Raw genomic sequence first — 12,478 nt, 5'->3', positions numbered from 1 at the left:
AAGCGCAGCTTTTTGCGACTTTTCGGTGTCAATCCTATTTATTTCGCTTTCATGAAAAATCGGGCCTTGAAACCGCGGCCTCCAGCTTTCAAAAAACACTTCCGGCGGCGATTCCGCCCCGGGGGGCTAGAGACGGAGAGTATCCCGTAACGCGCGACTCGTGTCGCGGGTCACGACTTCTCGTGTCTAGGCAACTTGTAGGTTTGGGAGGCGCGCGCCAGTGCAGGGCAATCGGGAAAATTTGTGTGCTTCCGATGCCGGCACTCATGCTGCGGATCACGCCATTCCGGCGCCGCTGGAAGCCGCCTGGGAAACCATCCGCGCCAATTTGCGCCGTGACTGCGGCGTTCGCACGTTCGACGGCTGGCTGAAGCCGGCGGAACTCGGCGCCTTCGACGGCGAATCGGGTGAACTCGACATCGTCATGCCCAGCCAGTTCATGGCCGACTGGGTCCAGAATCACTTCGGCGACCGCATCGCGCTGTCGTGGCGCACGGTGCTGCCGATCGTCCGTTCGGTCCGGATTATGGCCGCGCCCGACGGGCCCAAGCCGTCGCCGCTGCTGATCCTGGAAGAAGAGCCGGTCCCGACCGCGCCGCAGGTTCGCAATCCCGAAGCGCCCAATTTCGATCCGCGCTACAGCTTCGACAATTTCATCATCGGCAAAGCGAATGAAGTCGCCGCGACGGCGGCCAAGACGCTGGCGACGGCCGACAAGGTCGCGTTCAACCCGCTGTTCATCCACGGCGGCACGGGGCGCGGCAAAACCCACCTGCTGCACGCCATCGGCCAGACCTTCCTGGCGCACAATTCGGCCGCGCGCGTCGTGTCGATGTCGGCGGAAAAATTCATGGTCGAGTTCATTCGTGCCCTGCGCGAGAACGACACCTTCGGCTTCAAGGCCAAGCTGCGCAGCGCCGACCTGCTGCTGATCGACGACGTCCAGTTCATCGCCGGCAAGGATTCGACGCAGGAAGAATTCTTCCACACGATGAACGAGATCATCACCGCGGGCCGCCGCCTGGTGATTACGTCGGACCGCGCGCCGCAAGACCTCGACGGCATCGCGCCGCGCATCCTGTCGCGCCTCAGTTGGGGCTTGGTCGCCGACATCAATGCGGCGGACTATGAGCTGCGCCTCAACATCATCAGCGCCAAGCTGGCGGCGCTGCCGGGCGTCGACATGTCCCGCCCCGTGATCGAATTCCTCGCCCGCCGGATCACTAATTCGGTGCGCGAACTAGAAGGCGCGCTCAACCGCATCGCCGCCTATGCGATGATGACCGGTCGCGCCATCGACGTTGCCTTCGTCGAGGAAGTGCTGGCCAATGTGCTGCGCGCCAACCAGCGCCGCATTTCGATCGACGAGATCCAGACCCAGGTCGCCGAGCATTACCGCATCCGCAAGGCGGAAATGACATCGGCGCGCCGCGCCCGCGAAGTCGCGCGGCCAAGGCAGGTGGCGATGTACCTGTCGAAGCAGCTGACGCCCAAGTCGCTGCCCGACATCGGACGTCGTTTCGGCGGCCGGGACCACACCACCGTCATCCATGCGGTCAAGCAGATCGAACGGCTTCGTGCCGCGGATTCGGAACTGGATGCCGACATCCGCCTGTTGACGCGTCAGCTGGAAGGCTGACCAGTCCGGCGATGCCGCCAAGGCATCGCGAGACGGGGCAGGCCGGGGTTTCAGGAGGTTCCAGTCCCCAACTGGTCGAGAGGCCCGTCCGGAGCGATCCGGGCGGGCCTTTTCTCTAGTCGCGTGCCACCGCTTCGATGGCGGTGACCAGAACCGGATCGGCAGACCCGGCGAAGTCCACTTCATCGTCCACTTCCGCACCCATCAGCGCGCGGGCGAGCGGAGCGGTGAAGGCGATCCGGCCCGTTTCAGGATCGCTTTCGTCATGGCCGACAATCTCGACCGTCCGTGAATTGCCGTTCAATTCGATCGTGACGCGCGTGCCGATGGCAACGCGGTCGCCCACCGGGCGCGGTGCCACCTCGGCACTCGCCAGCCGCTGTCGCCAGTAGCGGGCGTCGCGTAGCAGGGCTTTTCGAACTTCGTCGTCGTCGGTCGCAGCCAAGGCGGCTTCAAGCGCGGCATTGCGCTCTTCGATCAGGCGTAGGCCGCGCGGCGTGACCAAGTTGGGACCGTGCGGGAGCGGCAGTTCGAACTTGGGTTCGAGATGTTCGTCGTCACTTTCGCGGCGGAAGGCGACGCTCATTGGGGACAGTCCAGAAACATGGATTGATTTTAGCACGCCCTCTGCGCCAAGCGCGAGCCATGGCGCGCAAATATCTGCTCACCGCGACGATGCCCGACGGCTATGTGAAGACGATCGGCCCGACCGCGACCGCCTTCACCCATTACTGGCGGATCGTTGCCGAACTGGAAAACGGCAAGACCGAGGTCTTTTGGGGCCATACCAAGTCGCTGGCCGAGGCGAACGGCAAGAAGGCGGCGACCGGCGATGCGGCGCGGCAACGGGGCTGGACGAGCTACCGCTTCGAAGTGGTCGAACTGGAACGGACCCCGGCCTGAAACGAAAAGGCCCGCCGGATCAGGTCCGACGGGCCTTCGAGAACCCCGCTCTCGATTCGGTTAGTTCTTCGCCTGCTTGGGCGCCGGCGGCACGGTGATGCGCACCGTTTCGCCCGAACGGCCCGGGAAGCCGGTGAACATCGCTTCGACCAGGTTCGGAACGATCCGAGCAAGGTTATCGTCGGTCGACCGCGCCTGCGCACGGCCTTCGAACAGCGACGCATTGTCCGCCTTGCGACGGATGTTCATCGTCAGCTCGCTCTTGTAACTGGTGTAGCTGCGGATCGACTGATCGAACGGCGAGTACCAGAAGGGGTCGTCCCAACCGTAGTAAAAGGGCGACAGGCGCGAGCGATAGCCGAAGCGCGAATAGTAGGGACGGCCGTAATAGCCGGTCCAGAACGGGTCGCGGCGGCTGTAGTAGAACGGATCCTCGACATATTCGGTACGACCCTGGTCGACCCCGTAGCCGACCTGGACGACCATCGTCGCCTGATCGATCGACGGAGCGCGGGCATAGCCCTGCGCCTGCATGCCGGCCGCGACCATGTCGGCGTAGCGCGAAAATTCGAGCCCGCCCATGTTGCGAGCATCGGCCGGGACGACGACGAAGCTCTGGCCCTGCGGCGCCGGCATCGCCTGATAACGCGAAACCTTGGTCGGGAAGCCGGTGGCGCAGGCGCTAAGCCCGACCGCCGAAACGCCCAGCATGATAGCAGCGGCGATCTTTGAAAAACGCATGTGACACCCTTTCCGAGTCGGAAATCCCCTTACGGGTTAAGGGTATAGCACGAGACGTTCTGAACAGACGATGAAACGAATGAGTCGGCTGGCCGACCCGTCCTATCGTTTAAGGCCGATTGCCCGGTAGGCCCCGGCAAGAGTCGGCGCGGCGAGATCGGCCGCTTTAGCAGCGCCCTTTTCGAGAATCGCGTCGATTGCGGCCTCGTCCTTGCGCAGTTCGTCGAGCCGGTCGCGCAGCGGGTGGAGCATGGCGACCAGCGCATCGGCCAGCGCCGCCTTGAACGGTCCGAACTGGCCGGCATGGTCGGCGAGCAAGGCGGCTTCGTCGCGCCCCGTCACCGCGGCCATGATGCCGACGAGGTTTTTCGCTTCGGGCCGGTCGGCCAGCAGGGCGGGATCGTCGGGCAGCGGTTCGGGGTCGGTCTTGGCCTTGCGGATTTTCTGCGCAATCGCATCGTCGCTGTCGGTCAGGTTGATGCGGCTCATGTCCGACGGATCGGACTTGCTCATCTTCCTGGTGCCGTCGCGAAGGCTCATCACGCGCGCCGCGGTCCCGCCGCCGATGAAGGGTTGGGGTACGGTGAACAGCTCGGTGTCGAAATCATTGTTGAACTTGATCGCGATGTCGCGGGTGAGTTCGATGTGCTGCTTCTGATCCTCGCCCACCGGGACATGGGTCGCCTGATAAAGCAGGATGTCGGCCGCCTGCAGCACCGGATAGTCGAACAGCGCGACCGAAGCCGCTTCGCGGTTCTTGCCCGCCTTGTCCTTCCACTGCGTCATGCGATTGAGCCAGCCCATGCGAGCGGTCCCGTTGAGGATCCAGCACAGTTCGGCATGCGCGGGCACGTCGGACTGGGCGAACAGGATCGACTTGTCGGTGTCGATACCGCTGGCGACCAGCGCCGCGGCCATCTCGCGGCGATTGGCGAGACGAACGGCCGGATCGATGTGATCGCTCAGCGAGTGGAGGTCGGCGAGGAAGAACAGGCAGGGCGCCTCATGCTGCATCCTCTCCCAGCGCAGGATCGCGCCGAGCAAATTGCCGAGGTGGAGATCGCCGGTCGGCTGGATGCCCGACACCACGCGCATCTGCGTCATACTGAATCGCTGCCCTTCTTGCCGCGCCGGCGGAGCAGCGCGTTAATGTCTTCCTTGTCCATCCCGCCGATCAGCCAGACCATCGGGAAGTAAACCGCCATGCCGCTACCGACGAGCGCCGCAACGCCGAGCAGGCGGTGCCCGGCGCTGCCGGTGAAGAAGCCGGGCAGGCTGGTCTGGACCAGCCACAGCACCGCGCCCATCGCCGCGCCGGCAAGCAGTTGCTTGAAGATGCGCGTCGCCAGCCAGCCTTCGATCGTGAAATGGCCGCGGCGGTGCAGGATGACGTAGAGCAGCAGGCAGTTGAGCCAGGCGCAGCTCGCCATTGCGGCGGCGAGGCCGGCGATGCCGTAGAGGTGGATGAGGACGAAATTGAGGACGACGTTGGCGACCAGCGTGACAATCGCAGTCTTGACCGGCGTCGCTGTGTCCTGGCGCGCGTAAAAGCCCGGGGTCAGCACCTTTACCAGCACATAGGCGGGCAGGCCCATGACGATGATCGACAGGGTGATGCCGGTCAGCTGGGCGTCGGCGGCGGTGAAGCGCCCGCCCTGGAACAGCGCACTGGCAAGCGGTCCTGCCGTGATCGCCAGCGCGACCGCGGCAGGGATGCACAGCAGCATCGCAAGCTCCATCGCGCGGCCCTGGACATGCGCGGCCTCCTTGGGATCGCCAGCACCGATGAAGCGGCTGACCTGCGGCAGGATGGCGGTGCCCACAGCCGCGCCGATCACGCCGAGCGGAAGCTGGTTGAGGCGGTCGGCGTAGTTGAAATAGCTCTGGGCGCCGGTGCCGATGCGGGCGAGGAAGAAGGTGTCGATGAACGCGCTGATCTGGTAGACGCCCGCGCCAAGCGTCGCGGGGATGACGACCTTCACAAACTGGCGCACGCCGGGCGTGACGCGGGGACGCCGCCATTTAAGTACGATACCGGCACGCGCGCAGGCAAGGATCAGCAGCCCGAGCTGGAGCACGCCGCCGAGCGTGACCGCGATCGCCAGCGTGGTCGCCGTGCCTTCGCCGCCGCGTCGGTCGAGGATCAGCGCCGCGAGCATCGCTACGTTGAGCAATGCCGGTGCGAAGGCCGCCGCGGTGAAACGCGACAGGCTGTTCAAGATGCCGCTGAACAGCGACACCAGGCTGATCAGGATCAGGTAAGGGAAGGTGATCCGGGTGAGGAAGGTGGCGAGCGCCAGCTTTTCACCGTGATAACCGCTGATCGCCGCGACGAAGAGCGGCATGATCAGCTGGAAGAAGAGGGTGAAGAGGATCAGCGTCGGTGCGAATACCGCCAGCACCTCTTCGGAAAATTTCTTCGCGCCCTCTTCGCCTTCCGGCCCCTGGAGCCGCTGCGCGTAGAGCGGCACGAAGCCTGCGCTGAATGCGCCTTCGCCGAACAGGCGGCGGAAGGTGTTGGGCAGGCGGAACGCGATGAAAAAGGCGTCCGCCTGCCAGCTTGCGCCCATCACGCGGCTCATCAGCATTTCGCGGCCGAAGCCGGCGACGCGACTGACGAGGGTCAGGCCACCGATCGTGCCGGTGGCCTTTACCAGGTTCATGCCCTGCTTGGCCATGCGATGAGCCGGGGCGGACGGTTAGGCGTTGCCGACGGGCGGTTCGCCCGCGCCGCCCGGCTGGTCGGCAGCCTGGGCGGTCTGTTCGGCTTCAAGCTGCGCCGCGAAGGCGGCACCGAAGTCGACCGGTTCAAGCAGCAGAGGCGGGAAGCCCATGTGCTGGATGGCGTTGGCGACAACCTGGCGCGCAAACGGGAACATCAGGCGCGGCGCTTCGGCCAGCAGGAAAGGCGGCAGCGCTTCTTCCGGAATGTTGCGGAAGGCGAACAGGCCGCCGTAGCTGAGGTCGACGATGAAGTGCGTGCCCTGCGCCGAGGTCGCCTTGACGTCGATCTTCATCACGACTTCGTGGACGTCGTCGGCGACCTTGGTGCCGTTGATGCCGAACTGGACGTCGATCGCGGCCTGTTCCGTCCACTGAAAGACGGTCGGGGCCGACGGGCTTTCCGCCGACAGGTCCTTCACATAATGCGCGATGGTCGCCGCCTGCGGCGCGTCGTCGCCATTGTTTTCGGGAGCGGGGGTAATCGGGTCCTGTTCGGCCATGAAATCCTCGGGAAATTAAAGCGTTGGGTGCGGTCACGCGGGCCGGAATCCGGTCGCGCCGTTCGGCCCGAGCGACTAGCAGCCCAGCCTAAACGGCGCAATGGCGCGAAAACAGGATGGAGCGACCTTTGAATCCAAGCGTTAAGCGCATTATGTTAGGGTCGAAACATCCTCAGCCGAACGGGAATCGTCGTTGACTGCCATTATCGTCCTTGCGCTCGTCGCGCTCTTCATCGGCCTGCAGCTGTACCGCGTGCTGGGCGAACGCACGGGCCATGAGCAGCAGCCGATCCTGAAGCCGACCGAGCCCGATGCCTTGGACAAGCGCGTCGAACCGACGCCCCAGTCGGTGCCTGCCGCGGTTCGTCCGGTGTCCGATCCCGACGACTATGCCTATCTGCCCCTCGCCGGTGCCGGCGTTCGCGCCATTCTTGCGGCCGATCCGTCGTTCGACGTGGCGCGCTTCCTCGAAGGTGCCAAGGGGGCCTATCGCCTGATCCTCGAATCCTTCTGGAAGGGCGATGCAGCAGCGCTACGTCCCTACGTCGACGGCCATGTCTACGAGACGTTCGCTGCGGCGATCGATGAACAGAAGAAGCAGGGCCTGACCATCGACAACCGGCTGGTTGCGGTCGAGCAGGCCGTCATCGTCGCCGCCGAGCTTGAGCATCGCGTCGCCATGGTCACCGTACGGTTCGAGGCGGATATCGCCGCCGTGACCCGTAATGCCGACGGCGACGTGGTTGCTGGGTCGCTGTCCGACGCGGTCCAGACCCGCGATCGCTGGACCTTCCGCCGCGACCTGTCGACCAACGATCCCAACTGGATCCTGGTCGAGACCGACGAAGAAGAGTGAGCGCGTTCCTTCGCGGGGTCGCGCTTGGCGCCGCCCTGTTGTTGAGTGCTTGCGCTACGCGCCCCACAACTCCGCCGAGCGTCGAGCAGCCCGTGGCCGTAACGCCGCCGGTCGCAGCGCCAGCCGAACCGGCGCCCACCCCGACATTTGCGACGGCCGCCGAGGCCGGTGTCACGCTGGTCCAAGCCCCCGCGTTTGACGTCGCAACCGCCGCGCCCGCGCTATCCGCCTTCCGGTCGAGTTGCGCGTCGCTGCAGTCCAAAGTCGATCGGAGCGGTCTGACCCAGCCTTCCGACTGGCGCGCGGTCTGCGCCGAGGCGACCAGTGTCGCCGACGCCGACGCGGCACGCTTTTTCGCCGACCGGTTCGATTGGGTCCAAGTCGGCGACGGCGCCGCCTTTTCGACCGGCTATTACGAATCGGAAATTCCGGGCGTCCGGACGCGGCAAACGGGTTTCGACGTACCCGTCTACGGCAAGCCCGCCAGCCTGGTCCGCTGTACCCGGCCCGACGGCACCAGCGGCCGCGGTCGCGTGGATGCCGATGGCGCCTGCCTGCCCTATTTCACGCGGGCTGAGATCGAGGACGGGGCGCTGTCCGCTGAAACGCCCATCGCCTGGGTCGCGGACCCGATCGACCTCTTCTTCCTGCAAGTCCAGGGGTCGGGTCGACTGCACGGGCCCAACGGCGAGGTAATGCGGATCGGCTATGCCGAGCAGAACGGCCAGCCCTATGTCGCCATCGGTCGGCTGTTGCGCGATCGGGCGTTGCTGCCGAAGGGCGGCGCGACAATGGACGGCATCATCGCCTGGATGCGGGCGCAGCCTGACGGCGGAAAATCGCTGATGCGGGAAAACCCCAGCTACGTTTTCTTCCGCGAACTCGGTGGCAGTGGTCCGCTCGGCGCACTCAACGTGCCGGTCGTGCCGCAGGTCAGCGTCGCGATCGATCCCGCCTTCGTGCCGCTAGGCGCCCCAGTCTTCCTCCAGCTCGACGCGTTCGCCGGGCAGCGACTATGGGTGGCGCAGGATACCGGCGGCGCGATCAAGGGCGCAAACCGCTTCGACACCTATTGGGGTGCTGGCGATGCCGCCAAGGCGTTTGCCGGAAAGCTGTCGAGCAAGGGCAAGGCATTGCTGTTGCTGCCGAAAGGCAGTGCGGCGCGGCTGGCGGCGAGCGGTGCGTCGACTCAACGCTGACGAAGAGGCGCTGTGGTCCAAGGTGACCGCGACCATCCGCCCGCTGTCGCGCGAACGCAAGGATCCCGACTATCATCCCATAGCCCCGTCGGCGCCGGTCAAGATGCCGACGGCGAAACTCGTCAGGGGCCGACTTCCCGCGCCGAAAGCGCCGGAGCCGGCCAGGCCGGTCGTTCGCCCGATCCAGCACGCGACGCTCGACGGCAGCTGGGACCGTTTGATCCGTTCCGGTCGGGTCGAGATCGACCGCGTGCTCGACCTGCACGGTCACAGCCTCGACCGGGCGTGGGCCGCGATCGACCGGATGCTGGAGCAGGCGATCGGGACAGGCGACCGCGTGATCCTGCTGGTAACCGGTCATGAACGGCGCGGCGAGCCGCCCATCCAGCGAGGCAAAATCCGTGCTGTCGTTAACGATTGGCTGGCCCACAGCCGCCACGCCGACAGCATCGCGGCGGTACGAGGTGCGCACCGTCGCCACGGAGGCGGGGGCAGTCTCTACATCATCCTCCGCCGCCGCTGAGTCCTCCACCTTTTTTTAACCTCACCTGTTTAAGCCTGACCCTGCCGCAATCGGGCGGGGAAGGGCTGAGGACCATTTCGAAGCTTTCGGCAGAAACGGCGCAGAAGGTCAGCAACGCGATCCTGTCAGGGTTCGCGGGCCTGGCCTCGTTCATCTTTTCGCTGTCGGCGTTTCTCTATCTGACCACCTTCAACCAGCAGGTCGTGGCGTCGATCATGGCCGGGCTGTTCTGCCTGCTGGTCGCCTATATCGCGTCCGAACGACCCAACAGCGAGGGCGCGCGTGCGCTCTCCGCGCTGGGCGATCGTTTGCTGGCGGTCGAGCAGGGCGACCTGACCAGCCCGACCCCCGCCGTTGTTCGCGAAAAGTTGCCCAAGCTGGCCACTGCGGTAGACACCTTGTTCGCCGAGGTTCGCGCATCGATTGAAAATGCCCATGCGCTGGGCATGTACGACCCGGTGACGTCGCTGCCCAACCGGCTGAATTTCCGGGCCGAAGCTGACAAGCTGCTGGCGGGTCGCAGCGACGGTCAGATGGCGGCAATGCTGTTCGTCGACCTCGACCGCTTCAAGAACGTCAACGATAGCCTGGGCCATGCGCGCGGCGACCAGCTGCTGGTCATGGTCGCGAACCGCCTGCGGGTTGTGGTGACGGCGGAAATCGACGACCGCGGCGGTCCGCGCCCGTTGCTCGCCCGCCTGGCGGGTGACGAGTTCACCATCTTCTTCCCGGAGGTCGCGGCCCAGGCCGACGCGGAGCGGGTCGCGCGCCGGATCGCGCTCGCCATTTCCGAACCGTTCGAGCTTCATGGCCACAGCATCGACATCGGTGCGTCGGTCGGCGTTGCGCTTTGCCCCGACCATGGCGTGGCGATCGAATCGCTCATGCGCGCAGCCGACATTGCGATGTATCAGGCGAAAAGTTCAGGGGGCGGGCGCTATTGCCTGTTCTCCGAAGCACTCGCCAGCGAACATCAACGCAAGATCGACACCGAAGCGGCGCTGGGCGAAGCCGTCCAGCGCGGTGAGTTCCTGCTGGCGCTGCAACCGCAATTAAGCCTGACGACCGGCGAGATCGTCGCGGCCGAAGCGCTGCTGCGCTGGAACCATCCCAATGAAGGGATGCGGCAGCCGTCCAGCTTCATCCCCATCGCCGAACAGACCGGCATCATCACCGAGCTGGGCGACTGGGTGATGAGCGAAGTCGCCGCCATGCTGTCGGTTTGGCAGCGGGACGGAGTGACGCGTCGCCTGGCCTTCAACGTCAGCCCGCGCCAGCTCGACCGGTCCGACTTTTTCGTCCGCCTCCGCACGACGTTCGAGCAGGCCGGGGTTCCCTTGTCGCTGGTCGAAGTCGAATTCACCGAAACCGCAGCGATGCATTGTTCGCCGGAAGTGCTGGAGGAGATTGCTTCCCTGCGCCGTGACGGCGTCAGCGTGGCGATCGACGATTTCGGTACCGGCTATTCCAACATCGCCCGGCTGCGCAGCATGCCACTCGACCGCGTGAAGCTCGACCCGTCGCTGATCGCCGACATTGAAAGCAGCGAGAAGGCACGCGTCGTCGTCCAGGCCGTGGTGCAGCTGGTCAAGGGCATCGGCGCCGAAGTGGTGGCGGAGGCAGTCGAGACCGTTGCCCAGGCCGATATCCTGCGCACCATGGGCTGCGACACCGTCCAGGGCTTCGTCTTCGCCCAGCCGATGTTCGAGGACGAATATCTCAGCTGGACCCGCAACAGCGACCGGCACGCCCGCGACGTCGCCTGACTTAGGCGAAGACCTTGTCGATAACCCGGCGATAAATGCGGGCGAGGGTGCGGATGTCCTCCACCCGGGCATGTTCGCCGACCTTGTGCATCGATGCGTTGGGCAAGCCGAAATCGACCACCGGGCACAGCTTGATCAGGAAACGCCCGTCGGAGGTGCCGCCGCTGGTCGACAGGTCGGTGTCGATACCGGTTTCTTCGCGAATGGCGTCGGCCACCACGTCGTACAGCGGTCCGGGCGGGGTCAGGAAGGCTTCACCCGAAATGCGGGCGCGAACGGACGCCTCGGGGCATTCGCGCCTGGCGACCTCTTCGACCATCTTCACCAGAGCCTCGCCCGACTGGAGGTTGTTGAACCGGATGTTGAGCTGGGCCGTGGCCATGCCGGGAATGACGTTGCTGGCGTGCGTCGGTGTGTCGATACCGGTGAATTCGAGGTTGGACGGCTGGAAACGGTCGGTGCCATCGTCGAGGTGTATCGCCGACAGCGCTGCGACGATCCGCGCCAGCTTGGGCACCGGATTGTCGGCGAGGTGGGGGTAGGCGACATGGCCCTGGTGGCCGGGCACGTCGATCCACATGTTGACCGACCCGCGCCGCCCGACCTTCACCGTGTCGCCGAGGCGGTCGACCGAGGTCGGCTCGCCGATCAGGATCATGTCGGGGCGAATATTGCGCTGGTTGAGCCAGTCGATGATCCGCGGGGTGCCATAGGTGGCATAGCCTTCCTCGTCGCCGGTGATGAGCAGCGATAGCGTGCCGTGTGCCGGCAGGCCGTCGGCCAGTGCCGCGACGAAGGCGGCGATGCTGCTCTTCATGTCGACCGCGCCTCGGCCGGTGAGGACACCGTCCTCGATCACCGGATCAAAGGGATCGCTCGACCAGCCGTCGCCCGGCGGCACGACGTCGAGGTGACCGGCGAAGCCGAAATGCGGCCCGTTGCCTGCTATGCGCAGCGCGACCAAATTTTCAGTCGGGCCGTCAGGAGCCTCGCCCATCACGAAGCGGTGGCAGGTGAAGCCGAGCGGGGTTAGCGCCGCTTCCAGCACGTCGAACACCGCGCCGCGGGCGGGCGTGACGCTGGGGCAGGCGATGAGCGCGCGGGCAAGCTCGACAGGATCGACGGCGTGGGTCATGGCATGGGCCTAGCAAGGAGCAGCCAATGCCGAAAGTCGATCTTGAGTCGGTCGAAGCGTCCAACGCGACGGGTTACCCGCCGCCGTTCGACGAGCCGGTGCAAGGGCGGTGGTGGAAACGGATCGCTCCGCTGGCCGGGTTGACCGAGCTTGGGGCGAGTCATGTCGTTCTGAAACCCGGCGCATGGTCGAGCCAGCGCCACTGGCATGAGGCGGAAGACGAGTTGGTGGTGATGATCTCCGGCGAAGCCGTGCTGGTCGAGGACGGAGGCGAAACGCTGCTGCGCGCCGGCGATGTCGCGGCATGGAAGGCCGGTGCGACCGACGGGCACCATATGATAAACCGCGGCCAGGACGATTGCGTCTTCATCGCCATCAGCGCGGGGAATCGGGCAGGGGGCGGGTCCTATTCGGACATCGACATGAAATTCGAGGACGCGGGCTACTTCCACAAGGACGGGACGCCCTATCCGGCAAAGCGCCTGCCGTAAG

13 protein-coding genes are annotated in these 12,478 nt (G+C 65.4%); 7 read left to right on the top strand and 6 right to left on the bottom strand.

Going from position 1 to position 12,478, the window contains the following annotated elements; all coding sequences use genetic code 11:
* Positions 1–241 precede the first annotated feature (241 nt).
* On the top strand, positions 242–1,639 hold the full coding sequence (gene dnaA / locus G570_RS10335) for a chromosomal replication initiator protein DnaA (protein WP_051504579.1): 1,398 nt from the start codon (positions 242–244) through the stop codon (positions 1,637–1,639).
* Positions 1,640–1,754: 115 nt separating this feature from the next.
* Here dnaA and G570_RS10330 read toward each other — a convergent pair whose 3' ends face one another.
* Entirely contained in the window at positions 1,755–2,225 is a 471-nt protein-coding gene (locus G570_RS10330) for a GreA/GreB family elongation factor (RefSeq protein ID WP_037502016.1), read from the bottom strand.
* A 59-nt stretch (positions 2,226–2,284) separates the two neighbouring features.
* Here G570_RS10330 and G570_RS10325 point away from each other — a divergent pair, with 59 nt between their 5' ends.
* Positions 2,285–2,542, top strand: coding sequence for a hypothetical protein (locus tag G570_RS10325; protein ID WP_037502013.1), 258 nt, complete (start codon positions 2,285–2,287; stop codon positions 2,540–2,542).
* Between the two features lie 60 nt (positions 2,543–2,602).
* Here the strand turns inward: G570_RS10325 and G570_RS10320 are convergent, their stop codons facing one another.
* From G570_RS10320 to secB, 4 genes are all read right to left on the bottom strand, one after another.
* Positions 2,603–3,283: a DUF4136 domain-containing protein gene (locus G570_RS10320; protein WP_051504281.1), complete on the bottom strand. Its 681-nt coding sequence runs from the start codon at positions 3,281–3,283 to the stop codon at positions 2,603–2,605.
* A 102-nt stretch (positions 3,284–3,385) separates the two neighbouring features.
* Positions 3,386–4,378, bottom strand: coding sequence for a tryptophan--tRNA ligase (gene trpS / locus G570_RS10315; protein WP_037504089.1), 993 nt, complete (start codon positions 4,376–4,378; stop codon positions 3,386–3,388).
* A 5-nt stretch (positions 4,379–4,383) separates the two neighbouring features.
* Positions 4,384–5,961, bottom strand: coding sequence for a murein biosynthesis integral membrane protein MurJ (murJ, locus tag G570_RS10310; RefSeq protein WP_245600290.1), 1,578 nt, complete (start codon positions 5,959–5,961; stop codon positions 4,384–4,386).
* A 21-nt stretch (positions 5,962–5,982) separates the two neighbouring features.
* Entirely contained in the window at positions 5,983–6,507 is a 525-nt protein-coding gene (gene secB / locus G570_RS10305) for a protein-export chaperone SecB (RefSeq protein ID WP_037502009.1), read from the bottom strand.
* Between the two features lie 193 nt (positions 6,508–6,700).
* Here secB and G570_RS10300 point away from each other — a divergent pair, with 193 nt between their 5' ends.
* The 4 genes from G570_RS10300 to G570_RS10285 all read left to right on the top strand — a co-directional run bounded on the left by G570_RS10300 (position 6,701) and on the right by G570_RS10285 (position 10,851).
* Positions 6,701–7,363, top strand: coding sequence for a Tim44/TimA family putative adaptor protein (locus G570_RS10300; RefSeq protein WP_037502006.1), 663 nt, complete (start codon positions 6,701–6,703; stop codon positions 7,361–7,363).
* 92 nt (positions 7,364–7,455) lie between these two features.
* On the top strand, positions 7,456–8,562 hold the full coding sequence (gene mltA, locus G570_RS10295; RefSeq protein WP_245600289.1) for a murein transglycosylase A: 1,107 nt from the start codon (positions 7,456–7,458) through the stop codon (positions 8,560–8,562).
* Entirely contained in the window at positions 8,543–9,085 is a 543-nt protein-coding gene (locus G570_RS10290) for a Smr/MutS family protein (protein ID WP_051504577.1), read from the top strand. Before mltA ends, G570_RS10290 begins: the two co-directional genes overlap by 20 nt.
* Before the next feature lie 215 nt (positions 9,086–9,300).
* Positions 9,301–10,851 (top strand): putative bifunctional diguanylate cyclase/phosphodiesterase, encoded by a 1,551-nt coding sequence (locus G570_RS10285; protein ID WP_156930422.1) that lies wholly within the window; start codon positions 9,301–9,303, stop codon positions 10,849–10,851.
* Position 10,852: 1 nt separating this feature from the next.
* Here the strand turns inward: G570_RS10285 and dapE are convergent, their stop codons facing one another.
* Positions 10,853–11,986: a succinyl-diaminopimelate desuccinylase gene (gene dapE / locus G570_RS10280; protein ID WP_037501995.1), complete on the bottom strand. Its 1,134-nt coding sequence runs from the start codon at positions 11,984–11,986 to the stop codon at positions 10,853–10,855.
* Between the two features lie 26 nt (positions 11,987–12,012).
* Here dapE and G570_RS10275 point away from each other — a divergent pair, with 26 nt between their 5' ends.
* A complete protein-coding gene (locus G570_RS10275; RefSeq protein ID WP_037501992.1) occupies positions 12,013–12,477 on the top strand; it encodes a cupin domain-containing protein in 465 nt (154 codons plus the stop codon).
* The last annotated feature ends 1 nt before the right edge of the window (position 12,478 follow it).

Origin of the sequence: Sphingomonas jaspsi DSM 18422 (assembly GCF_000585415.1) — a bacterium.
Lineage (GTDB): Bacteria > Pseudomonadota > Alphaproteobacteria > Sphingomonadales > Sphingomonadaceae > Sphingomicrobium > Sphingomicrobium jaspsi.
This window is presented reverse-complemented; position numbering and strand designations above follow the sequence as displayed.

Bases quoted from the DNA above. Each gene is read 5' to 3' on its own strand.
- G570_RS10330 (WP_037502016.1), bottom strand. From the start codon at position 2,225: ATGAGCGTCGCCTTCCGCCGCGAAAGTGACGACGAACATCTCGAACCC.
- G570_RS10325 (WP_037502013.1), top strand. From the start codon at position 2,285: ATGGCGCGCAAATATCTGCTCACCGCGACGATGCCCGACGGCTATGTG.
- G570_RS10320 (WP_051504281.1), bottom strand. From the start codon at position 3,283: ATGCGTTTTTCAAAGATCGCCGCTGCTATCATGCTGGGCGTTTCGGCG.
- trpS (WP_037504089.1), bottom strand. From the start codon at position 4,378: ATGCGCGTGGTGTCGGGCATCCAGCCGACCGGCGATCTCCACCTCGGC.
- murJ (WP_245600290.1), bottom strand. From the start codon at position 5,961: ATGGCCAAGCAGGGCATGAACCTGGTAAAGGCCACCGGCACGATCGGT.
- secB (WP_037502009.1), bottom strand. From the start codon at position 6,507: ATGGCCGAACAGGACCCGATTACCCCCGCTCCCGAAAACAATGGCGAC.
- G570_RS10285 (WP_156930422.1), top strand. From the start codon at position 9,301: ATGGCCGGGCTGTTCTGCCTGCTGGTCGCCTATATCGCGTCCGAACGA.
- dapE (WP_037501995.1), bottom strand. From the start codon at position 11,986: ATGACCCACGCCGTCGATCCTGTCGAGCTTGCCCGCGCGCTCATCGCC.
- G570_RS10275 (WP_037501992.1), top strand. From the start codon at position 12,013: ATGCCGAAAGTCGATCTTGAGTCGGTCGAAGCGTCCAACGCGACGGGT.